At 63.9% G+C, this 25959-nt stretch carries 28 protein-coding genes; 18 read left to right on the plus strand and 10 right to left on the minus strand.

Annotation, left to right across the window (positions count from 1 at the left end; all coding sequences use genetic code 11):
• Positions 1-92: 92 nt before the first annotated feature.
• Complete coding sequence (locus ASC83_RS09250; protein WP_056061013.1) at positions 93-1274, minus strand: acyl-CoA dehydrogenase family protein; 1182 nt, start codon at positions 1272-1274, stop codon at positions 93-95.
• 47 nt (positions 1275-1321) lie between these two features.
• Positions 1322-2023 carry a YceH family protein gene (locus tag ASC83_RS09255; protein ID WP_056061016.1) on the minus strand — a complete coding sequence of 234 codons (702 nt, stop codon included), beginning with the start codon at positions 2021-2023 and terminating at the stop codon, positions 1322-1324.
• Between the two features lie 24 nt (positions 2024-2047).
• On the opposite strand from ASC83_RS09255, the gene purN reads away from it, so the two are divergent.
• Positions 2048-2629, plus strand: coding sequence for a phosphoribosylglycinamide formyltransferase (gene purN, locus ASC83_RS09260; protein ID WP_056061020.1), 582 nt, complete (start codon positions 2048-2050; stop codon positions 2627-2629).
• 268 nt (positions 2630-2897) lie between these two features.
• Here the strand turns inward: purN and xopAW are convergent, their stop codons facing one another.
• Positions 2898-3902, minus strand: a complete 1005-nt coding sequence (gene xopAW, locus ASC83_RS09265; protein ID WP_056061023.1) for a XopAW family type III secretion system calcium-binding effector — start codon at positions 3900-3902, stop codon at positions 2898-2900.
• Positions 3903-4142: 240 nt separating this feature from the next.
• Between xopAW and ASC83_RS09270 the strand changes: the two genes are divergently transcribed.
• Together ASC83_RS09270 and ASC83_RS09275 are read left to right on the plus strand one after the other, a co-directional pair.
• Complete coding sequence (locus ASC83_RS09270; protein ID WP_056061026.1) at positions 4143-4871, plus strand: response regulator; 729 nt, start codon at positions 4143-4145, stop codon at positions 4869-4871.
• Between the two features lie 41 nt (positions 4872-4912).
• Positions 4913-5983, plus strand: coding sequence for an ATP-binding protein (locus tag ASC83_RS09275; protein ID WP_235509343.1), 1071 nt, complete (start codon positions 4913-4915; stop codon positions 5981-5983).
• 3 nt (positions 5984-5986) lie between these two features.
• Here ASC83_RS09275 and ASC83_RS09280 read toward each other — a convergent pair whose 3' ends face one another.
• Positions 5987-6241 (minus strand): DUF1653 domain-containing protein, encoded by a 255-nt coding sequence (locus tag ASC83_RS09280; RefSeq protein WP_056061032.1) that lies wholly within the window; start codon positions 6239-6241, stop codon positions 5987-5989.
• 66 nt (positions 6242-6307) lie between these two features.
• Between ASC83_RS09280 and ASC83_RS09285 the strand changes: the two genes are divergently transcribed.
• The 3 genes from ASC83_RS09285 to ASC83_RS09295 all read left to right on the plus strand — a co-directional run bounded on the left by ASC83_RS09285 (position 6308) and on the right by ASC83_RS09295 (position 10895).
• Positions 6308-8161 carry a M48 family metalloprotease gene (locus tag ASC83_RS09285; RefSeq protein ID WP_056061035.1) on the plus strand — a complete coding sequence of 618 codons (1854 nt, stop codon included), beginning with the start codon at positions 6308-6310 and terminating at the stop codon, positions 8159-8161.
• A 104-nt stretch (positions 8162-8265) separates the two neighbouring features.
• Positions 8266-9540 carry an RsmB/NOP family class I SAM-dependent RNA methyltransferase gene (locus tag ASC83_RS09290; protein ID WP_056061038.1) on the plus strand — a complete coding sequence of 425 codons (1275 nt, stop codon included), beginning with the start codon at positions 8266-8268 and terminating at the stop codon, positions 9538-9540.
• A 140-nt stretch (positions 9541-9680) separates the two neighbouring features.
• On the plus strand, positions 9681-10895 hold the full coding sequence (locus ASC83_RS09295) for a fatty acid desaturase (RefSeq protein WP_056061039.1): 1215 nt from the start codon (positions 9681-9683) through the stop codon (positions 10893-10895).
• Positions 10896-11146: 251 nt separating this feature from the next.
• Here the strand turns inward: ASC83_RS09295 and rpmG are convergent, their stop codons facing one another.
• The 3 genes from rpmG to trxB form a co-directional block, all read right to left on the minus strand.
• The gene (gene rpmG / locus ASC83_RS09300; protein WP_008904999.1) at positions 11147-11317 is read right to left on the minus strand and encodes a 50S ribosomal protein L33; all 171 of its coding nucleotides are present in this window, start codon (positions 11315-11317) and stop codon (positions 11147-11149) included.
• 11 nt (positions 11318-11328) lie between these two features.
• Positions 11329-11562 carry a 50S ribosomal protein L28 gene (gene rpmB, locus ASC83_RS09305; protein WP_010463481.1) on the minus strand — a complete coding sequence of 78 codons (234 nt, stop codon included), beginning with the start codon at positions 11560-11562 and terminating at the stop codon, positions 11329-11331.
• Positions 11563-11743: 181 nt separating this feature from the next.
• Complete coding sequence (trxB, locus tag ASC83_RS09310; RefSeq protein WP_056061042.1) at positions 11744-12697, minus strand: thioredoxin-disulfide reductase; 954 nt, start codon at positions 12695-12697, stop codon at positions 11744-11746.
• Positions 12698-12883: 186 nt separating this feature from the next.
• On the opposite strand from trxB, the gene ASC83_RS09315 reads away from it, so the two are divergent.
• The 8 genes from ASC83_RS09315 (at position 12884) to ASC83_RS09350 (ending at position 22023) form a co-directional block, all read left to right on the plus strand.
• Entirely contained in the window at positions 12884-13561 is a 678-nt protein-coding gene (locus ASC83_RS09315) for a Crp/Fnr family transcriptional regulator (RefSeq protein ID WP_056061043.1), read from the plus strand.
• Positions 13562-13634: 73 nt separating this feature from the next.
• Positions 13635-15971, plus strand: coding sequence for a DNA translocase FtsK (locus ASC83_RS09320; protein WP_056061046.1), 2337 nt, complete (start codon positions 13635-13637; stop codon positions 15969-15971).
• 44 nt (positions 15972-16015) lie between these two features.
• Positions 16016-16648 (plus strand): outer membrane lipoprotein chaperone LolA, encoded by a 633-nt coding sequence (lolA, locus tag ASC83_RS09325; protein WP_055403072.1) that lies wholly within the window; start codon positions 16016-16018, stop codon positions 16646-16648.
• A 96-nt stretch (positions 16649-16744) separates the two neighbouring features.
• Entirely contained in the window at positions 16745-18100 is a 1356-nt protein-coding gene (locus tag ASC83_RS09330) for a replication-associated recombination protein A (protein WP_056061048.1), read from the plus strand.
• A gap of 357 nt (positions 18101-18457) precedes the next feature.
• A complete protein-coding gene (locus ASC83_RS09335; protein ID WP_056061051.1) occupies positions 18458-19387 on the plus strand; it encodes a branched-chain amino acid ABC transporter permease in 930 nt (309 codons plus the stop codon).
• A 13-nt stretch (positions 19388-19400) separates the two neighbouring features.
• The gene (locus tag ASC83_RS09340; RefSeq protein WP_056061055.1) at positions 19401-20477 is read left to right on the plus strand and encodes an ABC transporter ATP-binding protein; all 1077 of its coding nucleotides are present in this window, start codon (positions 19401-19403) and stop codon (positions 20475-20477) included.
• A gap of 20 nt (positions 20478-20497) precedes the next feature.
• Positions 20498-21292 (plus strand): ABC transporter ATP-binding protein, encoded by a 795-nt coding sequence (locus ASC83_RS09345; protein WP_056061058.1) that lies wholly within the window; start codon positions 20498-20500, stop codon positions 21290-21292.
• 2 nt (positions 21293-21294) lie between these two features.
• Positions 21295-22023, plus strand: coding sequence for an ABC transporter ATP-binding protein (locus ASC83_RS09350; RefSeq protein WP_056061060.1), 729 nt, complete (start codon positions 21295-21297; stop codon positions 22021-22023).
• Here the strand turns inward: ASC83_RS09350 and ASC83_RS24080 are convergent.
• The gene (locus ASC83_RS24080) at positions 22008-22307 is read right to left on the minus strand and encodes a hypothetical protein (RefSeq protein WP_162245485.1); all 300 of its coding nucleotides are present in this window, start codon (positions 22305-22307) and stop codon (positions 22008-22010) included. The two genes, ASC83_RS09350 and ASC83_RS24080, sit on opposite strands and share 16 nt — an antisense overlap.
• Here ASC83_RS24080 and ASC83_RS09355 point away from each other — a divergent pair.
• The 3 genes from ASC83_RS09355 to ASC83_RS09365 all read left to right on the plus strand — a co-directional run bounded on the left by ASC83_RS09355 (position 22237) and on the right by ASC83_RS09365 (position 24455).
• Complete coding sequence (locus ASC83_RS09355; RefSeq protein WP_056061062.1) at positions 22237-22599, plus strand: DMT family protein; 363 nt, start codon at positions 22237-22239, stop codon at positions 22597-22599. The two genes, ASC83_RS24080 and ASC83_RS09355, sit on opposite strands and share 71 nt — an antisense overlap.
• A gap of 178 nt (positions 22600-22777) precedes the next feature.
• Positions 22778-23425: a DUF47 domain-containing protein gene (locus tag ASC83_RS09360; protein ID WP_055403060.1), complete on the plus strand. Its 648-nt coding sequence runs from the start codon at positions 22778-22780 to the stop codon at positions 23423-23425.
• Between the two features lie 19 nt (positions 23426-23444).
• Complete coding sequence (locus tag ASC83_RS09365) at positions 23445-24455, plus strand: inorganic phosphate transporter (RefSeq protein ID WP_056061065.1); 1011 nt, start codon at positions 23445-23447, stop codon at positions 24453-24455.
• Positions 24456-24572: 117 nt separating this feature from the next.
• On the opposite strand, the gene ASC83_RS09370 is transcribed toward ASC83_RS09365, so the two are convergent.
• Together ASC83_RS09370 and ASC83_RS09375 are read right to left on the minus strand one after the other, a co-directional pair.
• Positions 24573-25019: a TM2 domain-containing protein gene (locus ASC83_RS09370; protein WP_056061068.1), complete on the minus strand. Its 447-nt coding sequence runs from the start codon at positions 25017-25019 to the stop codon at positions 24573-24575.
• Positions 25020-25029: 10 nt separating this feature from the next.
• Positions 25030-25551, minus strand: a complete 522-nt coding sequence (locus ASC83_RS09375) for a GNAT family N-acetyltransferase (protein ID WP_056061071.1) — start codon at positions 25549-25551, stop codon at positions 25030-25032.
• Positions 25552-25696: 145 nt separating this feature from the next.
• Here ASC83_RS09375 and rpsP point away from each other — a divergent pair, with 145 nt between their 5' ends.
• Positions 25697-25948, plus strand: coding sequence for a 30S ribosomal protein S16 (gene rpsP, locus ASC83_RS09380; protein WP_015013104.1), 252 nt, complete (start codon positions 25697-25699; stop codon positions 25946-25948).
• Positions 25949-25959 lie beyond the last annotated feature (11 nt).

Below are 25959 nucleotides of genomic sequence, written 5' to 3' on the forward strand. Positions count from 1 at the left end.
CTCAACAACCAGCGAAGCTCTATCGGGAACCCCCTCCCGGAGGGGGCACGGGGGAGCAGTCCTGTCGCGCAAGGCGCAGACCGTACTGGGCGTCAGCCCAGTACGGTCTGCGCCACGATGTTGCGCTGCACCTCGTTGGAGCCACCGTAGATGGTCGTCTTGCGCAGGTTGAAGTAAGTGGATGCCAGCGGTGCGTTGGCGGTGACGCCGCCGGGGAAGTTGCCTTGCCAGCCAGCTTCCATGGCCTCTTCGATGAAGGGCATGGCAAAGGGGCCGGCGGCCAGCATCATCAGCTCGGCGTAGCGTTGCTGGATCTCGCTGCCCTTGATCTTGAGCAGGCCCGCGATGTCGAGCGAGTTCTTGCCCGACTTCTCGGCGGACAGCACGCGCAGCACCAGCATTTCCAGGGCGACGATGTCCACTTCGAGCAGGGCGATCTGGTCCCGGAAGCGCAGGTCGTCCCACACGCCTTCGGTCTTGGCGATGCGCTTCAGGCGTTCCAGTTCGCGCTTGCTGCGGTTCACGTCGGCGATGTTGGTGCGCTCGTGGCTCAGCAGGTGCTTGGCGTAGGTCCAGCCCTTGTTCTCTTCGCCGATCAGGTTCTCGGCAGGCACTTCGACGTTGTCGAAGAACACCTCGTTCACCTCGCACTCGCCGTCCAGCAGCTTGATGGGGCGCACGGTCACGCCCTTGGACTTCATGTCCAGCAGCAGGAAGGAGATGCCGGTCTGGGGCTTGCCCTCGGTGCTGGTGCGCACTAGGTTGAACATCCAGTCGCCATGCTGGCCCAGGGTGGTCCAGGTCTTCTGGCCGTTGACGATGTACTTGTCGCCCACGCGCTCTGCTCGGGTCTTGACGCTGGCCAAGTCCGAGCCCGAGCCCGGTTCGCTGTAGCCCTGGCTCCACCAGACTTCGCCGCTGGCGATGCCGGGCAAAAAGCGCTTTTGCTGCTCGGCGTTGCCAAACGCCATGATCACCGGGGCCACCATCACGGGGCCGAAGGGGATGATGCGGGGCGCACCGGCCAGCGCACACTCTTCTTCAAACAGGTGCTTTTGCACGGCCGTCCAGCCCGGGCCGCCAAACTCTTTGGGCCAGCCAAAGCCCAGCCAGCCTTTTTTTCCCAGAATCTTGGCCCAGCCCTGCATGTCCTCGCGGGTCAGGCGCAAGGCGTTGTGGACCTTGTGAGAGATTTCTTTGGGCAGATTGGCGTGAACCCAAGCGCGAATCTCTTCGCGAAAGGCCTGCTCTTCGGGGGTGAATGCGAGATCCATGCGGTGCGTCTCCTAGTGATACTGCATTTGTAGCACGGTCGTTCGTTTTATTCCTGTCCGGGTGGCGACATTGGACTGAACTCAGGGGAAATGCCCAGCTCGGCGCACAGGCGCTGCACGGTGTTGCGCAGGCTTGCCACTTCGGCCTCCAGGGCGTCCACGCGGGCCTGCAGCGCAGGCGATGGGCTGGCGCCCGCACTGCCTGCGGGCGCATGGCTGGCGGTGGTGTCCACCGGCCCGCACATCAAATGCGCCCAGCGTTGCTCGCGCGCGCCGGGAGCGCGGGGCAGCTGCACGACCAGCGGGCCACCCTTTTCGGCACTGCGTTCCTGCAACTCGTCCAGAAAGGCTTCGACCGACGAAATGTCCGCAAACCGGTACCAGCGCTCAGCGTTGATGCGCAGCTCACCCGCCGTCTGCGGGCCGCGCAACATCAGCAAGCCCAGCAGCACGGCCGACTGCTCGGGCACGCCCACGCCACGCTGAAAGTTGTGCTCCCAGCGTGTGGTGCGGTTGCCGCTGCTCTCAAACGCCAGCGTCAGCAGCTTGAGCGAATCCAGTGCCTCCTGCGCCTCGGCGTCGCTGAGGTTCATCACCGGGTCGCGGCTGGTTTTCTGGTTGCAGCCGGTGACCAGGCCGTTGAGCGACATGGGGTAGCTGTCGGGCACGGTGCGCGCCTTTTCCATCAGGGTGGCGAGCACGCGGGCTTCGTTGGGGGTAAGGGGGCGGGTCGCAGGATCAAAAGGCATGGCTGGGATAATCCGGGGCAATTTATGAAGAACATCGTCATTCTGATCTCTGGCGGCGGCTCCAACATGGCCACCATCGTCCGCACGGCACAGCAGGAGCGCTGGGAGCAGCGCTACGGCGCCCGCGTGGCGGCCGTCATCAGCAACAAACCGGAGGCCGCCGGGCTGGTGTTTGCGCGCGAGCAGGGCATCGCCGCCGAGGCGCTGGACCACAAGGCGTTTGCCAGCCGCGAGGCTTTTGATGCCGAGCTTGCGGCCACCATCGACCGCCACCAGCCTGCCCTGGTGGTGCTGGCGGGGTTCATGCGCATCCTGACGCCAGGGTTTGTGGCGCACTACGCCGGGCGGCTCATCAATATCCACCCTTCGCTGTTGCCGGCCTTTACCGGGCTGCACACGCACCAGCGCGCCATCGACGCGGGCTGCAAGTTTGCGGGCGTGACGGTGCACCAGGTGACGGCCGAGCTGGATGTGGGCCCCATCCTGGACCAGGCCGTGGTGCCGGTGCTGCCGGGCGACACCGCCGAGACGCTGGCCGCCCGTGTGCTGACCCAGGAGCATGTGATCTACCCCCGCGCCGTGCGGGCGCTGGTGCGCTCCCTGTAGGAGGTGAGGTCGGGGCGAGGCAGGCCGGGCGCGTGGGGTGCCCACCGCTCCCACGCTGGCAGGGAAATTGCTACTGAATTTATAGCTATCAAGGCATGATGCACTAGCGCATCTGGCCGATTTGGATCAGATTTCGTGTCCCAGGGCCCATCCACCAGCCCCGGGGCCGGTTTCTGGCTCGCACAGCTCGTCAACTGACGGGCGAATCGCACTGTGCGGCCAGAAATCAGGGGTGCCCGGAGGGCGCCGCCGGGTCGTTCACACCTTGTCAGGCCACGGCGCTCAGACTGCTGGTGTTCGACGCCGTGCGCCAGTCGCTGGCGGCGCGTTCGTACTGCTGCCGCGCAAAGTCGGCCAGCCGCGCCAGGTCGTTGCGGCCGGTGGACTCGATGCTGGTGCTGGTGGTGGACTGCACCTGGCTGGTCAGCTGGTCGATGAACGCCTTCGACTCGCTGGCGCTGATGCTGGCATCGCCGTCGGTGTCGATGGCGTTGAACAGAGCGGTGATGGCGTCCTGCTCGGCTGTGCTGGTTCCGCCCGCCAGGCGCTCGGCGGCGGAGACCTTGCCATCCTCGTTGGTGTCCAGGGGGTCGTAGCTGGTCGCCGAGCTGCTGTCGGATGCGGCGCCAGCGCCACCTGCATCCCTCGGACCACCCGGAGGCGGTGGCATGCCGCCCATGGCCTGCATGCCATCGGCACCCGCGCCGGGGCCTGAGGGGCGACCCGCATCGAACTCGGCCTGCGTCAGGCTGCCATCACCATCGGTATCCAGCTGACTGAACACGTCGTCGCTGCTCACGCCGGTCTGGCTGGCGGTGCCGCCGGACATGGCCTCCAGCAGGGCCTGCAGCTCGGTCTTGCTCACGGCGCCATCGCCGTCGCTGTCCACTTTGCCAAACAGGTCGTCGCCCGCCTGGCCGGTGGCGCTGGTGGCCGAACTGCTGCCTTCGCCACCGCGCGACTGGGCAAATGCCATGGTGGAGGGGGGCGGTGGCAGCGCGCTTTGCAGAGTGTTGCCCAGCTCGTCGGCGTTCAGGCTGCCGTCGCCGTTGGCGTCGTATTGCTTCACCAAGTCGGCCGCGCTGGTCTGGCTGCTGACGCCGGTTTTCTTCGCCACGTTGTCCAGCAGGCCCTGCAATTCGGTGTCGCTCACGCCGCCGCTACCGTCGGTATCGATCTTGGACAGCAGCCGCTCCGGCGAAGGCCCCGGGCGCGATGCCCGCTGCACGCTCGCACTGGACCAGGCACTGCTGACGCTACTGATGGTCGTCATCGTTGTTCCTTTCGTTCCAAAGGTGGACCGGTGCCGGGCCCTCCACTGCGGAAGCCCTCAGCCATGGCCCGATCCCATTCTTGGGTGCGCGTGTCTCCAGGGTTTGTCCGCTTTGTACCAAGGCCGATACAAAGGGCAGATGCAAGGCATGAACAGGGGGGCAAAGGCCCGCCAGATTGCCCCGCGCAGGGTGCGAAGCCTCCCTAAACTTGGTGCGTTCTTTTGTGCCTGTGCCTGCCCATGCAACACATCCTGGTGGTGGACGACGATGTCGAGATCACCACACTCCTCACCGACTACCTGACCCGCTTTGGCTATGCCGCCCACGCGGCCTGTGACGCGCAGACGATGCGCGCCCAGATGGCCGCCCAGCCCATCGGCCTGGTGGTGCTGGATGTGATGCTGCCCGGCACCGACGGGATCACGCTGGCAAGGGAGCTGCGTGAGCGCTCGCGGGTGCCCATCATCATGCTCACCGCGCGCGCCAACCCGTATGACTGCGTGCTGGGGCTGGAGATGGGCGCGGACGATTACATGGGCAAACCCTTCGAGCCGCGTGAGCTGGTAGCCCGCATCCAGACCGTGCTGCGCCGCACGCGCGGCGCCGAGGCACCTGTGCGGCAGGGCCCCGACGAAGTGGTGCGGTTTGATGGCTGGACGCTGCACAGCCTGGAGCGGCATCTGGTGTCGCCCGGGGGCATGGTGGTGCCCTTGTCGAATGCCGAGTTCCGTTTGCTGTGCACCTTTTTGCGCATGCCGCGCCGCGTTTTCAGCCGCGACCAGCTCATGGAGCAGGCCCGCGGCCGGGCCATGGATGCATTCGAGCGAAGCATCGACCTGCTGGTGTCACGCCTGCGCAGCAAGCTTGCGGACGACCCGCGGTCGCCTTCCATGATCCGCACCGTGCGCGGTGCCGGGTATCTGTTCAACGTGCAGTCGCTGCAAGGGCAGGTAGGGTGGCCCCACTGACGCCCACGCAATCGCAGCTGCGCGCTGCAGTCCAGCGCTGCGTGCCTGACACCCTGTTTGGCCGGCTCGCCCTGCTGCTCATCGCCGCCGTCATCGTGAGCCATGTGTTGGCGCTGACGCTGATGTTCGAGCTGCGCCCTGCCCATCCAGGCCGCCCGCCCGGCCCGCCGCCGCACGCATTGGCGGCCGATGGGCGCCCACTGCCGCCGCCGGGGCCCGCACCGGGCTTGTGGAACGCACCACCGTCGCTGCAGCTGGGCCTGTTGCTGGACATCAGTGTGCGCCTGGCCGCATTGGTGGCTGCAGCTTGGTGGGCTGCGCGCTGGCTGTCGCGCCCCATGCGCCGGCTGGCCACGGCCGCACAGGAGCTGGGGCGTGACATCCACCGCACCCCGTTGCCCGAGGACGGCACGCTGGAATGCCGCGACGCCAGCCGTGTGTTCAACCAGATGCAGGCGCGCATCCGCCAGCAACTGGCCGAGCGCGACCGCTTTGTGGCGGCCGTGTCGCACGACTTGCGCACGCCCCTGACGCGGCTGCGGCTGCGCACCGAAAGCCTGTGCGACGCCCAGGCGCAGCAGCTGTTTCGGCGCGACATTGCCGAAATGGACGCCATGATTGCCTCCACGCTGGATTACCTGCGCGGCGTGGCGGGTGCGGAGGCTTGGGTGCAACTGGATCTGCAGGCCCTGGTCGACAGCATGGCGGACGACCAGGTGGCGATGGGCCACGCCGTCACCGTGGCGGGGCAGGCTGCCCCCTTGCGCGTGCAGGCCGTGGCACTGCGGCGTTGCCTGGACAACCTGGTGGGGAATGCCGTGCGCTACGGCGGCAGCGCCGAGGTCACGCTGCGCGATGCGGCAGACGCCCTGACCATCGAGGTGCGCGACCATGGCCCTGGCCTGCCGCCCGAGGAACTGGACCGGGTCTTGGAGCCCTTCTACCGTGTGGAGGCCTCGCGCAATCGCCAGAGCGGCGGGGTGGGGCTGGGGCTCACCATCGCCAGCGACATCGTGCGGCGCCACGGTGGCCAACTGGCGCTGCGCAATGCACCGGGCGGTGGGCTGGTGGTGGCCGCGGTGTTTCCGCGCGCTGTCGCCGGATATCAGTAGGGCTCAGGCGGCGGGAGCTTCGCCCTCCCATTTTTCAAACCGGGGGCGCAGCACGCCATCGATGAGCACTTGCTCCTCAAACATGGCGGCCGGCCGCACCCACAGGCCGCGCTGGCCATACAGCGCGCGGTACAGCGTCATGGGCTCCAGCGTTTCGCTGTGGCGCACGGTGTCGATCACTTCATAGAGCATGCCCTTGTAGTGGCGGTACAGGCCGGGTGGCGTGTGGATGAGTTCGGGCAGGTCGTCGTCGGTCATGGTGTTGCGGTGGCGTGAATGGTTAGGATGGCGGCTGAAAAAAATCAACCAGAGTGAGGGACGCCCGTGGATCAGGCAGATTTTGTGCACATGGTGCGCATGAGCGAGCATGCCAGCGCCGAGAACAGTCGCGCATACCGCCGCAGTGTGGCTGCGTTTGCCGCCCTGGGTTATGCATGGGTGCTGGGGTGTATGGCACTGGCCGTGGGTATTTTGCTGTGGGTGGTACCCCAGTTGCTGCAGGGGCGCTTTCGTTTCGCGATGCTGTGGGCCCTGCTCGGTGCCGGAGGTCTGCTGTGGGTGAGCCTGCGTGCGCTGTGGGTGCGGTTTGATGAGCCCCAGGGCGTGGAGATCACAGCGCTGGATGCCCCCGACCTGTTTGAAGCGCTGGCGCGCATCCGCCGCAAGATCAAGGGTCCCCCCATCCACAAGGTCACCCTGACCGACGAGTTCAATGCCAGCATCCAGCAACTGCCGCGTTTTGGGCTGCTGGGCGGCGCCGTCAATCACCTGAGCATTGGCCTGCCCCTTTTGATGGCGCTCGACCGGCCGCGGTTCCTGGCGGTGCTGGCGCACGAGTATGGCCACCTGCGGGGCGACCATGGCCGCTTTGCGGCCTGGATCTACCGCACGCGCCTGTCGTGGATGCGCCTGAACCACAGCCTGGCCGACGATGAAGGCCCGGTCGCTGCCGCCACCCAGCTGTTCATGCGCTGGTACTTTCCGCGTTTCTCTGCCAAGACCTTTGCGCTGGCCCGCCAGGATGAATACGAAGCCGATCGGATCGCTGGCAAGCTGCTGGGTCGCGACGTGACCGCTGCGGCCCTCGCCGAGATCGAGATCCGGGGCGCGTGGCTGCAGGCAGAGTTCTGGGGCAGCCACTGGTGTGCAGCGGCGGGCAATCCATTGCCGGTGGGCCCTTACCGCAGCATGCGCCGTGCCCTGGCCAAGGCCCCCGATGCAGCCTTTGCCAACGACGCCTTGCGCCAGGCGCTCAAGCGCCTGAGCAATCTGGACGACACCCACCCCGGCCTGCGCGACCGCATCGAGGCACTGGATGCCACGCCCACGCTGCCCGACTGGTCGCGCGGCAACGCTTTGGCCCTGTTGGGGCCGGATGCCAAGCGCTGGGTGGCACATTTCGACAAGCAATGGTGCCGCGACAATGCCAGCGAATGGAAGCAGCATCACGCCTGGCTGGGGCGCGTGCGCGCACGCGCCGAGGCCCTGGGGGCATCGACGGCACAGAGCAGTGCGGCCGACCTGGTGGAACTGGCCCGCCTCAAGCGCCACCTGGATCCGCATGCCGATGTGCGCGCCCTGTACGAGCTGGCCCTGCAGCGCAGCCCCGAATACCCCGCTGCGCTGCGTGGGCTGGTGCCTTGCCTGGCGGACGATGATCGGGAGGGCAAGCTCCAGTTGCTGCACCGGTTGTGGGAAACAGGCAGCAGCGACCGCTACTGGGCCGCGCGCACGGCATTGGCCGAGCTGGAGACCCCACGCCTGGGGCTGGACCACGATGCAGCCGCCTTCAAGCAGTGGCGCAAGCGGCTGGAACGCGCGCAAGAATCCGAAGAGCGGGCCTGGGAAGAGCTGTCGGGCACCTCGTTCTTCAGCCAGATCGTGCGGCACGACCTCAGCTCCTTCGAGCTGGCCGAACTGCAGTCCGAACTGGCCCGCTGCGCTCCTCTGGCCCGCTGCTGGCTGGTGCGCAAGAATCTGCGCGAGTACCCCCAGCGCAGGGCCTACCTGGTGTTTGTCGAGCTGCCGGGCATGGACGATGAAAGCCGCTACCACCTGTGCCGCGCGCTGGAGCGTAACCTGAGCCTGCCCGGCCCCGCGCTGGTGCTGTGGGCGGGCGAGTCACCGACGCTGGAGCAGATCGAGCGCTCGGCGTTCGAGCCGATCTATACCCGTTGACGCCCAGGCCGCGCATGGAGCGACTTGGCCGTTGAGGTTTGGCTCCCGCGTTGGACGGGTGGGGGCGAGGTCGCCAGGTTGGCCGGGAATGGGACAATCGCAGGATGCATCCCAAAGTTCTTCTCGACGCCTGCACCGAACTGGTCAGGCTCACCCTCACGTTTGAACACCCCGCCGACGCGGTGGTGTCGCGTTTCTTCCGCGACAACCGGGGCCTGGGGCCGCGCGAGCGCGCCACGCTGGCTGAAACGGTTTACACCGTTCTGCGCAAGAAGCTCCTGTTTGACCACATGGCCCCGTCAGGCTCGGGTCCCAAGGAGCGCCGCCTGGCCATCCTGGGTTTCTATGGCCCGCGCGATTTCCTCAAGAGTGCGTTGACCGACCAGGAGAAAAACTGGCTGGACCAGTGTGATGCGGTCACGGTCGATGACCTGATGGAGCGCCATCGTCACAACCTGCCCGAATGGATGGTCAAGCCCCTGAAGGACCAGCTGGGCGATGGCTTCTGGCCGCTGGTGGAAAGTCTGGCCCAGAGCGCCCCCCTGGATTTGCGCGTCAATGCCCTCAAGGACAAGCGCGCCGATGTGCAAAAGGAGCTGGCCAAAGCTGGCATCAAGGCGCATCCCACACCGTATTCACCCTGGGGCTTGCGCATTGATGACAAGCCCGCGCTGACCAAGCTCGATGCCTTCACGCGGGGCGCCATCGAGGTGCAGGACGAGGGCTCACAGCTGCTTGCCCTGCTGCTCGACGCCAAGCGTGGCGAGATGGTGGTGGACTTCTGCGCTGGTGCAGGGGGTAAGACACTGGCCATTGGTGCGAGCATGCGCAGTACCGGGCGCCTGTACGCGTTCGACGTGTCAGCTCACCGCCTGGATGCGCTCAAGCCCCGCCTGGCCCGCAGCGGCCTGTCGAACGTGCACCCCGCCGCCATCGCCCACGAGCGCGACGACCGCGTCAAGCGCCTGGCGGGCAAGATCGACCGCGTCCTCGTGGACGCGCCTTGCTCGGGCCTGGGCACCCTGCGGCGCAACCCCGACCTCAAATGGCGCCAGTCGCCCAAGGCCATCGAGGAGCTGGTGGCCAAGCAGACGGCCATCCTGGACAGCGCAGCCCGCCTGCTCAAGCCGGGCGGCCGTCTGGTGTATGCCACCTGCAGCATCCTGCCGCAAGAAAACGAGGCCATTGCCGAGGCCTTCAGCGCAACACACCCCGACTTCCAGCTGCTGGATGCTGGTGAACTGCTGGAGCAGCTCAAGGTCGAGGGGGCCAAGGGTTTGTGCAGCGGGGGTGCATCGGGCAGTGGTTATTTGCGCTTATGGCCCCATCTGCATCAGACCGACGGTTTTTTTGCCGCCATCTGGGCCAAAAAGGACTGAAACGCTGGAGGTAGGGCTCTAAACACCCTAAACCAGCGTAAATACTGTGGATTCCCCTGATCCGTTCAGAAACGGGCCCTCTAAAATTAATGACCTGTTTCGTTGGTGAGCGGGTTCTCTGTAGTAAGGTTTTTGTGAATATGCTGTTACCCGACTGGGCTGTACTGAACGCCGCCATTGACTGGCTGGGAAATGGGTTGTGGAACCTGTCCTGGTGGCAGATCGTGTTGTACACCCTTGCCACGACCCACATCACCATCGCTGCGGTCACGATCTTCCTGCACCGCGCGCAGGCACACCGCGCGCTGGACCTGCATGCCATCCCCTCGCATTTCTTCCGCTTCTGGCTGTGGATTGGTACCGGCATGGTGACCAAGGAATGGGTGGCCATCCACCGCAAGCACCACGCCAAGTGTGAAACCGTGGATGACCCCCACAGCCCCCAGACCCGCGGGCTGGACACCGTGATGTGGCGCGGCGCTGAGCTGTACCGCGCCGAGTCCAAGAACATGGAAACCATCAAGAAGTTCGGCCACGGCACGCCCGATGACTGGATGGAGCGCAATGTGTACACCCGCTACGGCTGGCAAGGCGTGGGCCTCATGCTCATCCTGAATCTGGCCCTCTTCGGCGCCCTCGGCGCCGCGGTGTGGGCGGTGCAGATGCTCTGGATTCCGTTCTGGGCAGCAGGGGTGGTCAATGGTGTGGGCCACTACTGGGGCTACCGCAACTTTGAGGCGCAGGACGCCAGCACCAACCTGTCGCCCTGGGGCATCATCATTGGCGGCGAAGAGCTGCACAACAACCACCACACCTACCCCACGTCGGCCAAGTTCTCGGTCAAGCCGTATGAATTTGACATTGGCTGGGTGTACATCAGCCTCATGAAGAAAATCGGCTGGGCTACCGTGAAGAAGGTGCCACCCAAGTTGCAACTGGGCGATGTCAAGCCGGTGGCTGATGAAAAGACGCTGGAGGCCTTGATCGCCAACCGCTATGAAGTGATGGCGGGCTATGCGCGCGGTGTGCGCAAGGCGTGCAAGGATGAGATTGCCGCGCTGCAGGCCCGTCAGGCCGATGTATCGGTGCTCAAGGCAGCCAAGCGCTGGCTGCATCGCGATGCCGAGAAGGTGCCGGCGGGGGCCTTGCCCCAGTTGGCTCAGGCCCGCGCTGCGCATCCGGCCCTGGACAAGATGGTGACCATGCGCGAAGAACTGCGTCAGCTGTGGCTCAATACCTCGCAATCCCGTGAGCAACTCACTGCCGACTTGCAGGCCTGGTGCCGTCGTGCCGAGGAGAGCGGTATTGCCACTCTGCGCGAGTTCTCCATCAGTCTGCGCGCTGCACGGGCCTGATGTAGTGCCTTGGTGGCGCTGTCGGTCGGACCCCTGACCATGGCGCACCTCCCCATAAACCGCTGCAGGGCTTTGTGCCCTCAGCGGTTTTTTGTTGGCTGTGGACCTGCTGGCGCTCGAAGTTGGTGGTGAACAAGTCGTCGATGGCGGGAGGCGGTGCTGTAGTCATCGGGCTGCATGGATTGCAGCCATGAAAAAAGCCGCCAGGCTGAATGCCGGGCGGCTTTTGGGATGACAAGAAAGAGACTGAATTACTTCAGCTTCATTTCCTTGTATTCCACATGCTTGCGAGCCTTGGGATCAAATTTCATGATCAGCATCTTCTCGGGCATGGTCTTCTTGTTCTTGGTCGTGGTGTAGAAGTGACCGGTACCCGCAGTGGATTCCAGCTTGATCTTGTCGCGTCCGCCTTTGCTTGCCATGGTGCTACTCCTTAAGCCTGGCCACGGGCACGCAGGTCTGCGAGCACCGAGTCGATACCGTTCTTGTCGATCAAACGCAGGGCAGCGCTCGAAACACGCAGGCGCACCCAACGGTTTTCGGTCTCGACCCAGAAACGGCGGTATTGCAGGTTCGGCAGGAACCGGCGCTTGGTTTTGTTGTTGGCGTGGGAAACATTGTTCCCCGTCATGGGCTTCTTGCCCGTTACGTCGCAGACGCGTGCCATGAGGACACTCCGATACTGATTAACGGCCGTTCGCTGAGCCCTGGGCTGTGTGCCCAGGTTGGCTTGCGGCCTCACCTCGCCAGAAAGGGTGGCGGTAACCCGATTTGCCGGTTTCGGAGGACCGCAAAAACGGGCCGAATTCAGCAAAGCCGCAGATTATAACCTGCGGCTCATTTTTTCATCAAGACTCTTGTTCGAGGAAGCGCTGGGCGTCCAGCGCGGCCATGCAGCCGGTGCCCGCGCTGGTGATGGCCTGGCGGTACACATGGTCCTGCACGTCGCCTGCGGCAAACACGCCGGGCACGCTGGTCTGTGTGGCAAAACCCTTGAGCCCACCCTGGGTAATGATGTAGCCGTTTTCCATCTCCAGCTGTCCCTGGAAGATCTCGGTGTTGGGCGCGTGGCCGATGGCGATGAAGCAACCTTGCAGCTTGATGTCTTCCGTGCTGCCGTCCTTCGTGCTCTTGATGCGGATACCGGTCACGCCCGTGTTGTCGCCCAGCACCTCATCCAGGGTGTGGAACAACTTGAGTTCGATCTTGCCCGCTGCGACTTTCTCGTTGAGCTTGTCCACCAGAATAGGTTCGGCCTTGAACTTGTCGCGGCGGTGCACCAGGGTGACCTTGCGGGCGATGTTCGACAGGTACAGCGCTTCCTCCACCGCCGTATTGCCGCCACCGACCACGCAGACATCCTGCTCGCGGTAGAAGAAGCCGTCACAGGTCGCGCAGCCGGACACGCCCTTGCCCATGAAGGCTTCTTCCGAAGGCAGGCCCAGGTATTTGGCCGATGCGCCAGTGGCCAGAATCAATGCGTCGCAGGTGTAGGTACCGCTGTCGCCGGTAAGTGTGAAGGGCCGCTTGCTGAAATCGACCTTGTTGATGTGGTCGAAGATGATCTGGGTCTTGAAGCGTTCTGCGTGCTCCAGAAAACGCTGCATCAGCTCTGGTCCCTGCACGCCGTGCACGTCGGCAGGCCAGTTGTCCACCTCGGTGGTGGTCATCAGCTGGCCACCCTGGGCCATGCCGGTGATCAGCACCGGGTTCAGGTTGGCACGGGCGGCATAAACCGCTGCGGTGTAGCCCGCAGGGCCCGAGCCGAGGATCAGAACTTTCGCGTGTTGGGTGGTGGACATGGTAAAAGCCTGTGTTTTGCGCCCGCTACATGGGGCGCTGTTGGGAAAGCTGGGGGTTGAGCCGCCGAGTATCAACCGGCGTCCGCTCGCGAGAGTGGCCCCGTTTTCAATCACGGTGATTGTAAGAACCCATTGATAACCCGTTGCGGCTCCGGTTGGGTCGCACCCCTGAAAGGAGATGTTTGCATGTCCACGATGTTGTCCAACCTCGACCTGCTGCGCCGGGTACCTTTGTTTTCGCTGCTGACGGTGGCGCAGGCCGAGGTGATCAGCGGCGCAGTGATCAAACGCCGCTTCAAGCGGGGCGAGGCGCTGGTGGAGCAGGGGCAAAAGTCCAATGCCCTGTTCATCCTGCTCACAGGGCGCGCCCGGGTCATGACCTCGGACAGCCGGGGGCGTGAGGTGATCCTGGCCACCCTCGCCCAGGGCGATTACCTGGGCGAGATGAGCATCATCGACAACGAACCCCACTCGGCCACGGTGCGTGCCGAGGTGCAGACCGACGTGCTGATGCTGGGACGTGCGGAGTTTGCGCGTTGTCTCACCGAGAACGCGTCCATGTCTTTGGTGGTGATGCGCGGGTTGGTCAAGCGGCTGCGCCATGCCGATCGCAAGATTGAGTCACTCGCGTTACTGGATGTGTACGGCCGTGTGGCCCATGCCTTGCTGGACTTTGCGGTGCCCGATGCGCAGGGGCAGCTGCTGATCAAGGACAAAATCTCCCGCCAGGACCTGGCCAAGATGGTGGGAGCTTCCCGCGAAATGGTCAGCCGCGTGATGAAAGACCTGGAGGAGCGCGGCTTCATCGAGGCGCTGCCCAGCGGGGCTACCCTGCTCAAGGACCGGCTGAACGCGCTGGGCTGAAATCGAGGGGGCGGACCCTGCGCCGGGAGGTGCGCCCAGCGCAACGCATGGGGTAAGCTCACCCTGCACGTTTATGACCTATTCCCTCAATACCCTGAATGCATCGGCGGCGGCCAAGTCGCCGCCCCGCACGGGCGCCGCCCGTTTTGGCCACGAAATCGCCCTGGTGGTGGGCTTGCTGGCCCTGGTTTTCTGGCTGCTGGCGCTGGTCAGCTATTCGGCCCAGGATGCGGCCTGGTCCACCTCGGGCGCCCGCGACGCGCGCTCCGTTGCCAACTGGGCGGGGCGCTTCGGCGCCTGGCTGGCCGATGGCAGCTACTTTGCGCTGGGGTTTTCAGTTTGGTGGTGTGTGGCGGCTGGCGTGCGGGCCTGGCTGTCGTCGCTGGCGCGCTGGATGCGCGGGGGCGAAGTGGTGGCGGGCGCCGCCAGCCCTCTTGTGCGCCGGGCCACGTTCTGGGGTGGACTGGTGGTGCTGATGTGTTCCAGCACGGCGCTGGAATGGTCGCGTTTGTACCGGTTTGAATCGTTCCTGCCTGGACATGCGGGTGGCGTGCTGGGGTACCTGGTGGGGCCAGCTGGCGTGAAGTGGCTGGGATTTACGGGCTCCGGCTTGTTGGCGATCGTTCTGGCTGTGGCGGGGGCGGCGCTGGTGTTCCGCTTCTCGTGGGGCCATGTGGCGGAGTTTCTCGGAGGGCGCCTTGATGCGCTGGTACAGGCGCGCCTGGCAAAACGCGAGGTGGCCAAGGACGTCGCCGTGGGCCGCAAGGCGGCTCGCGAGCGCGAAGTGGTGGTGTTGGAGGAGCGCACCGAAAGCGAGGTGCACCACCCAGAGCCCGTGCAAATCATCGAGCCGATTCTGGTGGATGTGCCACAGAGCACCCGTGTGGTGAAAGAGCGCCAGAAGCCCCTGTTCACCGAGATGCCCGACAGCAAGCTGCCGCTGGTGGACCTGCTGGACGGCCCTCTGCAGCGCCAGGAAACCGTAGCCCCCGAGACGCTGGAGATGACCAGCCGACTCATTGAGAAAAAACTCAAGGACTTTGGCGTGGAAGTGCGCGTGGTCGCGGCCATGCCCGGCCCGGTGATCACACGCTACGAGATCGAACCCGCCACGGGCGTGAAGGGTTCGCAGATCGTGGGACTGGCCAAGGACCTGGCGCGCTCGCTCAGCCTCGTGTCGATCCGCGTGGTGGAGACCATCCCCGGCAAGAACTACATGGCGCTGGAACTGCCCAACGCCAAGCGGCAGTCCATCCGCCTGTCCGAAATCCTGGGATCGCAGGTCTACCACGAGGCCAAGAGCATGCTCACCATGGGCCTGGGCAAGGACATCGTGGGCAACCCGGTAGTGGCAGACCTCGCCAAGATGCCGCACGTGCTGGTGGCCGGTACCACGGGCTCGGGCAAGTCGGTGGGGATCAACGCGATGATCCTCTCGCTGCTGTACAAGGCCGAGGCGCGCGATGTGCGTCTGTTGATGATCGACCCCAAGATGCTGGAAATGTCGGTCTACGAAGGCATTCCGCACCTGCTGGCGCCCGTGGTCACCGACATGAAGCAGGCGGCCCATGGCCTGAACTGGTGCGTGGCCGAGATGGAACGCCGCTACAAGCTCATGTCCAAGCTGGGCGTTCGCAACCTGGCGGGCTACAACACCAAGATCGACGAGGCCAAGGCCAAGGAAGAGTTCATCTACAACCCCTTCAGCCTCACACCCGAGGAGCCCGAGCCGCTGCAGCGCCTGCCGCACATCGTGGTCATCATCGACGAGCTGGCCGACCTGATGATGGTCGTGGGCAAGAAGATCGAAGAACTGATCGCCCGCCTGGCGCAAAAGGCGCGCGCGGCCGGCATCCACCTGATCCTGGCCACCCAGCGCCCCAGCGTGGATGTGATCACCGGCCTGATCAAGGCCAACATCCCCACCCGAATCGCGTTCTCGGTGGGCTCCAAGATCGACAGCCGCACCATCCTCGACCAGATGGGTGCCGAGGCGTTGCTGGGCATGGGCGACATGCTCTACATGGCCAGCGGCACGGGCCTGCCGATCCGGGTGCATGGCGCCTTCGTGTCGGACGAAGAAGTACACCGTGTCGTCAGTTACCTCAAGGAACAAGGGGAGCCGGACTACATAGAAGGCGTGCTCGAAGGTGGAACTGTGGATGGCGAGGGTGATCTGTCAGGGGAGGGCGGTGGCGGCGAAGGGGGCGAGAAGGACCCCATGTACGACCAAGCCGTCGAAGTGGTGCTCAAAGACCGCAAGGCCAGCATCTCTTACGTGCAGCGCAAGCTGCGCATTGGCTACAACCGCTCGGCGCGGCTGCTGGAAGACATGGAGAAGGCCGGACTCGTCAGTGGCCTGACCACCAGCGGCCAGCGTGAAGTGCTGGTACCCAACCGCAGCGAATGATCGGCCGGACCGCAAGGCCGGACCCTACCCCACAGGAGTTTCTGTTGAAAAAGATCGCTACTGCAATTTTGATAGCTGCTGCGGCAAGCATGGCTAGCGCTGACGGGCTGAAAAGCTTGGAATCCTTCATGAAGGGCACGCAGACGGGCAAGGCCGACTTCACCCAGACTGTGACCTCGCCCCCCAAGGACGGCCAGACCGCGCGCACCAAGACATCGAGCGGCAGCTTTGAGTTCCAGCGCCCCGGGCGCTTCAAGTTCGTCTACAAAAAACCTTTTGAGCAGACCATCGTGGCTGACGGCCAGACTTTGTGGCTGTACGACGTGGACCTGAACCAGGTCACGCAGCGCTCGCAGTCCCAGGCGCTGGGTAGCACGCCCGCTGCGCTGCTGGCGTCCGCGCCGGACCTGTCGGCGCTGAAGGCCGAGTTCACGCTGGAGGCCTCGCCGGATGCGGATGGCCTGCAATGGGTGCTGGCCAGCCCCAGGACCAAGGACGGCCAGCTCAAGAGCGTGCGTGTGGGCTTTGCGGGCGAGCAGCTGGCGGCCCTGGACATTCTGGACAGCTTTGGCCAGCGCTCGCTGATTCGCTTTACCGGTATGCAGGCCAATGCGGCGCTGCCTGCCAGCACGTTCCAGTTCAAGCCTCCGGCAGGGGCTGATGTGGTGAAGCAGTAGTTTCTGCTCTTGAAACAATAGCTGCCAACGCATGATTTTTAGGCGCTAGAAGCCAATTTGGCTTGAAAATCAGCGTACTGTAGACAGGATACGAACATGGCAGCACGCGGTGCCTCCGCCCCTTCTCCGGCACAACCCTCCGCCCATCAGCCCCTGGCAGAACGCCTGCGGCCCCGTACGCTGGGCGAGGTGATCGGGCAGCAGCATGTGCTGGGCCCGGGCATGCCGCTGCGCCTGGCCTTCGAGTCAGGCCGGCCGCACAGCTGCATCCTGTGGGGCCCACCTGGAGTGGGCAAAACCACCATTGCGCGCCTGATGGCCGATGCGTTCGATGCGCAGTTCATCAGCATCAGCGCCGTGTTGGGCGGGGTCAAGGACATTCGCGAGGCGGTGGAGCAGGCCCAGGCCGCGCGCGATGGGTTGATGCAGCAGCGCACCATCGTGTTTGTGGACGAGGTGCACCGCTTCAACAAGAGTCAGCAAGACGCGTTCTTGCCACACGTTGAATCAGGCCTGTTCACCTTCATCGGCGCCACCACCGAGAACCCTTCGTTTGAGGTGAATTCCGCGCTGCTGTCGCGAGCGGCGGTCTACGTGCTGCAGCCGCTGTCTGAGCAAGATTTGAAGCAGATTGTGGCCCTGGCGCAGGAGGAAGATGCGCTACCTGCTATCGAAGGTGTAGCAATCGACCGCTTGGTGGCCTATGCCGATGGCGACGCGCGTCGCCTGCTCAACACGCTCGAAACCCTGGCCATGGCGGCTGCGCAGGAGAAGCTTTCCGAGATCACCGATGCCTGGCTGCTCAAGGTGCTGGGCGAGCGCATGCGCCGCTACGACAAGGGCGGCGAGCAGTTCTACGACACCATCAGCGCGTTGCACAAATCGGTGCGGGGCTCTGACCCCGACGCTGCGTTGTACTGGCTGGTGCGCATGCTCGACGGCGGTGCTGACCCCCGCTACATGGCGCGCCGGCTGGTGCGCATGGCAGCCGAGGACGTGGGCCTGGCCGACCCGCGCGCATTGCGCCTGGCACTGGACGCGAGCGAGGTGTACGAGCGCCTGGGTAGCCCTGAGGGCGAGCTGGCGCTGGCCGAATGCGTGGTGTACCTGGCGGTGGCGCCCAAGTCCAACGCGGTCTACAAGGCCTACAACGCGGCGCGGGCCTGGGTCAAACAGGATGGCACACGCCCGGTGCCCATGCACCTGCGCAATGCGCCCACCAAGTTGATGAAAGAGCTCGACTACGGCAAGGGCTACCGCTACGCCCACGACGAAGAGGGTGGCTTTGCGGCGGGGGAGAGCTACCTGCCCGAAGGCATGCCAGAGCCTGGCTTCTACCAGCCCGTGGAGCGGGGTCTCGAAATCAAGATTGCCCTGAAGCTGCGTGAGCTGCGCGAACGCAATGCCGCAGCAGCCACTCCCGGCCTTCAGGATTCAGACACCGCCTCCTGATCCGAGACCTGCTCGGTGGGGCGAGGTGGCCGCGCATGTCCTGCGGCAGGCCCAAGGTGCTGCGCAGCCTGCTTTATGCCGATTCTGCATGATCAAGGTAATAAGTTTGCACATCAATTATCTTGCGTGCATCAAAATTCCTTATGCAGTGCGTGGCGCGCTGATGTGACCAAAACCCGAGGGAAAACCCCGCCCGGCTTGGATTGGGGCGGTTGTGACTACTCGCTACAATCCCGTCCACAAACCCGCACAGCTGCATTCCTGGCGGGTTTTTTGCTAGATGGCAGTCGGGCCCACAAGGCTGTACCGATTCCGGTGCCAAAGCGGTGGGTACGTCACAAACGAAGGACTTCTCTTATGGACATTTTGCTGCAACAGATCATCAACGGTCTGGTACTCGGCAGCATGTACGCCTTGATAGCCTTGGGCTACACGATGGTGTACGGCATTATTCAACTCATCAATTTCGCCCATGGCGAGGTGCTCATGATCGGCGCCCTCACCAGCTGGAGCTGTATTGGAATGATGCAGGCTGCCATGCCCGGCGCGCCGGGTTGGGTCATCCTGCTGCTGGCCACGCTCATCGCCTGCGTGGTCGCTGCCACGCTCAACTTCGTGATCGAAAAGGTGGCCTACAAGCCACTGCGCACCAGCCCCCGTCTTGCCCCCCTGATCACTGCCATCGGCATGTCGATCCTGCTGCAGACGCTGGCCATGATCATCTGGAAGCCCAACTACAAGCCCTATCCCACGCTGCTGCCCAGCACGCCGTTCCAGTTGGGTGGTGCCTACATCACTCCCACCCAGATCCTGATCCTGGGGGTGACGGCGGTGGCCCTGGCTTCGCTGGTCTATCTGGTCAACCACACCAACCTGGGCCGCGCCATGCGCGCCACGGCGGAGAACCCCCGCGTGGCCTCCCTGATGGGCGTGAAGCCCGACATGGTGATCTCGGCCACCTTCATCATCGGCGCCATCCTGGCGGCCATCGCCGGCATCATGTATGCCTCCAACTACGGCACGGCGCAGCACACCATGGGCTTCCTGCCGGGGCTCAAGGCCTTCACGGCGGCGGTGTTCGGCGGTATCGGTAACCTGGCCGGTGCGGTGGTGGGCGGCATCCTGCTGGGCCTCATCGAAGCCATCGGCTCCGGCTACATCGGCACGCTCACGGGCGGTTTGCTGGGCAGCCACTACACCGACATCTTTGCGTTCATCGTGCTCATCATCATCCTGACGCTGCGCCCCTCGGGCCTGTTGGGTGAGCGTGTGGCCGATCGCGCCTGAGGAGCCTCACACCATGAAGAACACCAAAACCAATTGGATCATCGGCGCCGTCGCGCTGCTGGTGCTGCCGCTGATTCTGCAATCCTTCGGCAACGCCTGGGTGCGTATCGCCGACCTGGCCCTGCTGTACGTGCTGCTGGCCCTGGGCCTGAACATCGTGGTGGGCTACGCCGGCCTGCTGGACCTGGGCTACGTGGCGTTCTACGCCGTGGGCGCCTACCTGTTTGCCTTGATGGCTTCGCCGCACCTGGCGGACAACTTTGCGGCGTTTGCCGCCATGTTCCCCAACGGGCTGCACACCTCGCTGTGGATCGTGATACCGGTGGCGGCGTTGTTAGCGGCGTTCTTTGGCGCCATGCTGGGGGCGCCCACGCTGAAGCTGCGCGGTGACTACCTGGCCATCGTGACGCTGGGCTTCGGCGAAATCATCCGCATCTTCCTGAACAACCTCGACCACCCGGTCAACCTGACCAACGGCCCCAAGGGCCTGGGCCAGATCGACTCGGTCAAGATCTTTGGCCTGGACCTGGGCAAGCGCTTGGAGGTGTTCGGTTTCGACATCAATTCCGTCACCCTGTACTATTACCTGTTCCTGACCCTGGTGGTGGTGTCCATCATCATCTGCTACCGCCTGCAGGACTCGCGCATCGGCCGCGCCTGGATGGCCATCCGTGAAGATGAAATCGCTGCCAAGGCGATGGGCATCAACACCCGCAATATGAAGCTGCTGGCCTTCGGCATGGGGGCTTCGTTCGGCGGCGTGTCGGGTGCGATGTTCGGTGCGTTCCAGGGCTTTGTGTCGCCCGAGTCGTTCAGCCTGATGGAGTCGGTCATGATCGTCGCCATGGTGGTGCTGGGCGGTATCGGCCACATTCCTGGCGTGATCCTGGGCGCCGTGCTGCTGTCGGCCCTGCCCGAAGTGCTGCGCTATGTGGCAGGCCCTCTGCAGGCCATGACGGACGGTCGCCTGGACTCCGCCATCCTGCGCCAGCTGCTGATCGCGCTGGCCATGATCATCATCATGCTGATGCGTCCCCGTGGTCTGTGGCCTGCGCCCGACCATGGCAAGAGCCTCACGCAGAAGACCTGAACACCGCAGAAAGTTAGAACATGGCAGAGAACATTCAGAAATCAGCCAGCGACGTGGTGCTGCGGGTTGCGGGCATTTCCAAGCGCTTCGGCGGCCTGCAAGCCCTCTCCGACGTGGGCATCACCATTGAGCGAGGCCAGGTGTATGGCCTGATTGGCCCCAACGGCGCAGGCAAGACCACGTTCTTCAACGTGATCACCGGCCTGTACACCCCCGACAGCGGCACCTTTGAACTGGCTGGCAAGCCTTACGAGCCGACGGCCGTGCATGAAGTGGCCAAGGCGGGCATCGCGCGCACCTTCCAGAATATCCGTCTGTTTGCAGAAATGACGGCACTGGAAAACGTGATGGTGGGCCGCCACATCCGTACCAAGTCTGGCCTGCTGGGCGCTGTGCTGCGTACCAAGGGCTTCAAGGAAGAAGAGCTGGCCATCGCCAAGCGCGCACAGGAACTGCTCGACTACGTGGGCATTGGCAAGTTTGCCGACTACAAGGCGCGCACCCTGAGCTACGGCGACCAGCGCCGCCTGGAGATCGCCCGGGCCCTGGCCACCGATCCGCAACTGATTGCGCTGGACGAGCCCGCCGCCGGCATGAACGCCACCGAGAAGGTGCTGCTGCGCGAGCTGATCGACCGCATCCGCAAAGACAACCGCACCATCTTGCTCATCGAGCACGACGTGAAGCTGGTGATGGGCCTGTGCGACCGTGTGACGGTGCTCGACTATGGCAAGCAGATCGCCGAAGGCAACCCTGCCGAAGTGCAGAAGAACGAAAAAGTGATTGAGGCCTATCTGGGCACCGGAGGACATTGAGAATGGCCGAAAAATCCAATAAGGTACTGCTGCAGGTCAAGGGCCTGAAAGTGGCCTACGGCGGTATCCAGGCCGTGAAGGGCGTGGACTTCGAAGTGCGTGAAGGCGAGCTGGTCTCGCTGATCGGCTCCAACGGTGCGGGCAAGACCACCACCATGAAGGCCATCACTGGCACCCTGGCCATGAACGACGGCGATATCGAGTACCTGGGCGAAAGCATCAAGGGCAAGGGCGCCTGGGACCTGGTGAAGAAGGGCTTGGTGATGGTGCCGGAAGGCCGTGGCGTGTTTGCGCGCATGACCATCACCGAAAACCTGCAAATGGGCGCCTACACGCGCTCCGACAAGGCCGGCATCCTGGCTGACATCGAGAAGATGTTCACCATTTTCCCGCGCCTGCGCGAGCGCAAGGACCAGCTGGCCGGCACCATGTCGGGCGGTGAGCAGCAGATGCTGGCGATGGGCCGCGCGCTGATGAGCCAGCCCAAGGTGCTGCTGCTGGACGAGCCCTCGATGGGCCTGTCCCCCATCATGGTGGACAAGATCTTTGAGGTGGTGCGCGACGTGTACGCGCTGGGCGTGACCATCGTGCTGGTCGAGCAGAACGCCAGCCGCGCGCTGGCGATTGCCGACCGCGGCTACGTGATGGAGTCCGGCCTGATCACCATGTCGGGCCCTGGCCAGCAGTTGCTCAATGACCCCAAGGTGCGCGCTGCCTACCTGGGCGAATAAGCGACCGCAAGCCTGCGCACCGCTGGTGTGGTGCGGCGGCTGTCCAGCAAGGCACTCCCTCGGGAGTGCCTTTTTTTGTGTCTGTTGATGGGAGTAGTGTTGCAGTAAATTGCTATTAAAAATATAGCTGGCAAGGTATGTAACACCAGCGCAATCGATCGGTTTTGTTCATAATCGGCCGCTTCGTTCACTTCCCCAGCCTGCCGCTCCACCATGAACGCGCTCCAATCCCTGCCTATTTCTTTGCAAACGATATTGCTGCTCACTGCCAGCAATATCTTCATGACCTTTGCGTGGTACGGCCACCTGAAGAACCTGGCGTCTTCGCCGTGGTATGTCGCGGCCCTCGTCAGCTGGGGTATCGCACTGTTTGAATACCTGTTGCAGGTGCCGGCCAACCGCATTGGCTTCACCCAGTTCAACGTGGGGCAGCTCAAGATCATGCAAGAGGTCATCACGCTGGGTGTGTTTGTGCCCTTCGCCGTGTTCTACATGGGGCAACCCCTGAAGTGGGACTACCTTTGGGCGGGGTTGTGCCTGGTGGGGGCGGTGTATTTCATCTTCCGGGGCGCCTGAAGGCACAGGGCCTGAACGGCCAGTGTGTCGTCGCCCACGGCGCCGTGCGCATGACTGCATGAGGCAGCGGCATCAGTCCCTGCAGGGCGCACGGTTAAACTCGCCGGGTCACGAAAGCGTCATGGTTCTGTCATGGCGCGGCCTTTTCTCACCATTCGTTCCCGATCCAGGAGTCTCCATGCTGTTTGCCAAGCTGTTGCCACGCGAAGGCAATTTTTTCGAAATGTTCAACCAGCATGCGGACCGCATCGTCGAGGCGGCCCGGGCCTTCTCGCAACTGGTGGCCAACTACAGCGACCCGCACCTGCGCGACAAGTACAACCAGGATGTGGACAACGCCGAGCGTGCCGCCGACCGAGTGACGCACGAGGTGAACAAGGCCATCCACAAGACCTTCATCACCCCCATCGACCGTGAGCAGATCCACACGCTGATCAACACCATGGACGATGTGGCCGACCTGATCCAGGACTCGGCTGAAACCATGGCGCTGTACGACGTGCGGCACATGACGGAAGAAATCACCCGTCTCACGGACCTGAGCCTCAAGTGCTGCGAGCGCCTGCGCGATGCCGTCAAGCTGCTCGACAAGATCGCCGACCCGGCTGTGGCCGAGGCCGCGCTCAAGACCTGCGAGGAGATCGACAAGCTCGAATCCGACGCCGACCGTGTGATGCGCAGCGCCATGAGCAAGCTGTTCCGCGAGGAGCCCGATGTCCGCGAGGTGATCAAGCTCAAGGCCATCTACGAACTGCTGGAGACGATCACCGACAAGTGCGAGGACGTGGCCAACTGCATCGAGGGCATCGTCCTCGAGAACTCCTGATCCGCGCAGGCTGACCAGTATGGAAACCGTACAGACGGCCCTCTGGGTTGTGGTTCTGCTTGTGGCCCTGGCAATCCTGTTCGACTTCATGAACGGGTTCCACGACGCGGCCAATTCGATCGCCACGGTGGTCTCCACCGGCGTGCTCAAGCCCGCGCAGGCGGTGCTGTTTGCCGCCTTCTTCAACTTTGTGGCGATCTTTGTCTTTCACCTGAGCGTGGCAGCGACGGTGGGCAAGGGCATCGTGCAGCCCGGCATTGTGGACACGCACGTGGTGTTTGGCGCCCTGGTGGGTGCGATCACCTGGAACGTGATCACCTGGTACTACGGCATCCCCAGCAGCTCCTCGCACGCCCTCATCGGCGGCATTGTGGGCGCTGTGATTGCCAAGGCTGGTGCGGGCGCGCTGATCTCGGCGGGCATCCTCAAGACCGTGGCGTTCATCTTTGTCTCGCCGCTGCTGGGTTTTGCGCTGGGCTCGCTCATGATGGTGGCCGTGGCCTGGATCTTCAGGCGCACGCGCCCGAGCAAGGTGGACAAGTGGTTCCGCCGGTTGCAGCTGGTATCTGCCGGCGCCTACAGCTTGGGGCACGGCGGTAATGATGCGCAAAAGACCATCGGCATCATCTGGCTGCTGCTGATTGCCACCGGGTATGCGTCGGCGTCTGATGCCTCGCCCCCCACCTGGGCCATCATCAGCTGCTACGTGGCCATTGGCCTGGGCACCATGTTTGGCGGATGGCGCATTGTGAAGACCATGGGCCAGAAGATCACCAAGCTCAAGCCTGTGGGCGGCTTCTGTGCCGAAACGGGCGGGGCGCTGACCTTATTCCTGGCCACCACGCTCGGCATTCCGGTGTCCACCACGCACACCATCACGGGCGCCATCGTCGGTGTGGGCTCCACCCAGCGCGCCAGCGCCGTGCGCTGGGGCGTTGCCGGCAACATCATCTGGGCGTGGATTCTGACCATCCCGGCGAGCGCCTTTGTGGCCGCCGTCGCCTACTGGATCAGCCTGCAGCTGTTCTGATGGCGGAGTTGCCGTGAATGCTATTGAATAGATAGCATTCAAGGCAATCAACACTAGCGCATACGCCCCATTGAGTGTGAATTTGATGGGGCGTTTGCATTGGCGCCTGCCAGCGGATCACTGCGAGATCTTGCGCGCTTCCTCGATCTGGTACTCAAAGTACCGCTGGAAACTGAACGCCAGGCTGGCCATCAGTACCGTGGTCCCGATCAGCAGGGACACCACGATGGCGCCCACGGTGATCCATTGCGTCCTGCCCGGCGCGGCGTCCGGTGCGGCGCTGGGGTTGTAGCGCGCATTCCATGCCTCGGGTGTCATCAGCGCGTACAGGATGGCGCGCAGCGCACAGGCGGCAATCGTGAAGCCCAGCAGCGGTATCAGCACCCAGCTGTAGTGGTCGTCCTGGCCGAGTTGCTGCACCCGCTGAATGCCATAGATGCCCAGCGCCGTGGGGATGGGCAACAACCAGCCGAGCATGTCGGACAGGCCATGAAGGTAAAAGCGGTGCAGGCCCAGGGGGCCGCCGACAAAGGCGAGCCAGGCGGCTACGGTTTTGTTTTTCATGGGTGCTGCGCTATTCGGGTGAAGTGGTGTCGCCCGCGCCCAGGGTCTTTTCCATGAGCACGATGTCGCGCCAGGCGCCGAACTTCCAGCCGACTGAGCGCATGATGCCCACATCGGTGAAGCCCAGGGCCCGGTGCACGCCGATCGAGCCTGCGTTGGCAGAGTCTCCAATCACCGCCAGCAGCTTGCGCACGCCAGCCGCTTCGGCCTGTACCGCCAGCTCGGCCAGCAGCTTGCGGCCCAGGCCCATGCCGCGGGCCTGATCGGCCACGTAGATCGAGTCTTCGGCCGAGAAGCGGTAGGCCGGGCGGGGCTTGAACCAGTTGGCATAGGCAAAGCCCAGCACTTGACCGTCTTTCTCCGCAACCAGCCAGGGCAGGCCACGCGCCAGCACGTCAGCGCGGCGGCTTGCCATGTCGGCTTCGGAGGGGGGATCTATCTCGAAGGTGCCCGTGCCGTGGAGCACATGGTGTTGGTAAATGGCCGTGATGGCAGGAATATCGCTGTCAGTGCTGGGGCGGATAGAGGGCATTTTGGGGAAATGGATATAATCGCAGGCTTTGCAGCGTGTCGCTGGCCGGGTGGCCATGTCGCGTGTCTCAAGCGTTGCGAATATGGTTGCGAACACTGTGGCTTACGGCAAATGTTGCCGGAGTTCACCACCCGAAGGATAAATCATGGTCGTCATTCGACTCTCCCGCGGCGGCTCCAAGGGCCGTCCTTTCTTCAACATCGTCGTTGCTGACAAGCGCGTGCGCCGTGATGGCCGCTTCATCGAGCGCATCGGCTTCTACAACCCCACCGCCAAGGAATCTGAAGAAGGCCTGCGCATCGTGCAAGACCGTCTGGCTTACTGGGTGGGCGTTGGCGCCCAGTCCTCCCCCACGGTGGACCGCCTGATCAAGCAAGCCGCCAAGAAGGCTGCTTAAAGCTCCCTGAA

The organism is Acidovorax sp. Root402, from assembly GCF_001425125.1.
GTDB classification, from domain to species: Bacteria; Pseudomonadota; Gammaproteobacteria; order Burkholderiales; family Burkholderiaceae_C; genus Acidovorax; species Acidovorax delafieldii.

Bases quoted from the DNA above. Each gene is read 5' to 3' on its own strand.
- ASC83_RS09250 (WP_056061013.1), bottom strand. From the start codon at position 1,274: ATGGATCTCGCATTCACCCCCGAAGAGCAGGCCTTTCGCGAAGAGATT.
- ASC83_RS09255 (WP_056061016.1), bottom strand. From the start codon at position 2,023: ATGCCTTTTGATCCTGCGACCCGCCCCCTTACCCCCAACGAAGCCCGC.
- purN (WP_056061020.1), top strand. From the start codon at position 2,048: ATGAAGAACATCGTCATTCTGATCTCTGGCGGCGGCTCCAACATGGCC.
- xopAW (WP_056061023.1), bottom strand. From the start codon at position 3,902: ATGACGACCATCAGTAGCGTCAGCAGTGCCTGGTCCAGTGCGAGCGTG.
- ASC83_RS09270 (WP_056061026.1), top strand. From the start codon at position 4,143: ATGCAACACATCCTGGTGGTGGACGACGATGTCGAGATCACCACACTC.
- ASC83_RS09280 (WP_056061032.1), bottom strand. From the start codon at position 6,241: ATGACCGACGACGACCTGCCCGAACTCATCCACACGCCACCCGGCCTG.
- ASC83_RS09290 (WP_056061038.1), top strand. From the start codon at position 8,266: ATGCATCCCAAAGTTCTTCTCGACGCCTGCACCGAACTGGTCAGGCTC.
- ASC83_RS09295 (WP_056061039.1), top strand. From the start codon at position 9,681: ATGCTGTTACCCGACTGGGCTGTACTGAACGCCGCCATTGACTGGCTG.
- rpmG (WP_008904999.1), bottom strand. From the start codon at position 11,317: ATGGCAAGCAAAGGCGGACGCGACAAGATCAAGCTGGAATCCACTGCG.
- rpmB (WP_010463481.1), bottom strand. From the start codon at position 11,562: ATGGCACGCGTCTGCGACGTAACGGGCAAGAAGCCCATGACGGGGAAC.
- trxB (WP_056061042.1), bottom strand. From the start codon at position 12,697: ATGTCCACCACCCAACACGCGAAAGTTCTGATCCTCGGCTCGGGCCCT.
- ASC83_RS09315 (WP_056061043.1), top strand. From the start codon at position 12,884: ATGTCCACGATGTTGTCCAACCTCGACCTGCTGCGCCGGGTACCTTTG.
- ASC83_RS09320 (WP_056061046.1), top strand. From the start codon at position 13,635: ATGACCTATTCCCTCAATACCCTGAATGCATCGGCGGCGGCCAAGTCG.
- ASC83_RS09330 (WP_056061048.1), top strand. From the start codon at position 16,745: ATGGCAGCACGCGGTGCCTCCGCCCCTTCTCCGGCACAACCCTCCGCC.
- ASC83_RS09335 (WP_056061051.1), top strand. From the start codon at position 18,458: ATGGACATTTTGCTGCAACAGATCATCAACGGTCTGGTACTCGGCAGC.
- ASC83_RS09340 (WP_056061055.1), top strand. From the start codon at position 19,401: ATGAAGAACACCAAAACCAATTGGATCATCGGCGCCGTCGCGCTGCTG.
- ASC83_RS09345 (WP_056061058.1), top strand. From the start codon at position 20,498: ATGGCAGAGAACATTCAGAAATCAGCCAGCGACGTGGTGCTGCGGGTT.
- ASC83_RS09350 (WP_056061060.1), top strand. From the start codon at position 21,295: ATGGCCGAAAAATCCAATAAGGTACTGCTGCAGGTCAAGGGCCTGAAA.
- ASC83_RS09355 (WP_056061062.1), top strand. From the start codon at position 22,237: ATGAACGCGCTCCAATCCCTGCCTATTTCTTTGCAAACGATATTGCTG.
- ASC83_RS24080 (WP_162245485.1), bottom strand. From the start codon at position 22,307: ATGAAGATATTGCTGGCAGTGAGCAGCAATATCGTTTGCAAAGAAATA.
- ASC83_RS09360 (WP_055403060.1), top strand. From the start codon at position 22,778: ATGCTGTTTGCCAAGCTGTTGCCACGCGAAGGCAATTTTTTCGAAATG.
- ASC83_RS09365 (WP_056061065.1), top strand. From the start codon at position 23,445: ATGGAAACCGTACAGACGGCCCTCTGGGTTGTGGTTCTGCTTGTGGCC.
- ASC83_RS09370 (WP_056061068.1), bottom strand. From the start codon at position 25,019: ATGAAAAACAAAACCGTAGCCGCCTGGCTCGCCTTTGTCGGCGGCCCC.
- ASC83_RS09375 (WP_056061071.1), bottom strand. From the start codon at position 25,551: ATGCCCTCTATCCGCCCCAGCACTGACAGCGATATTCCTGCCATCACG.
- rpsP (WP_015013104.1), top strand. From the start codon at position 25,697: ATGGTCGTCATTCGACTCTCCCGCGGCGGCTCCAAGGGCCGTCCTTTC.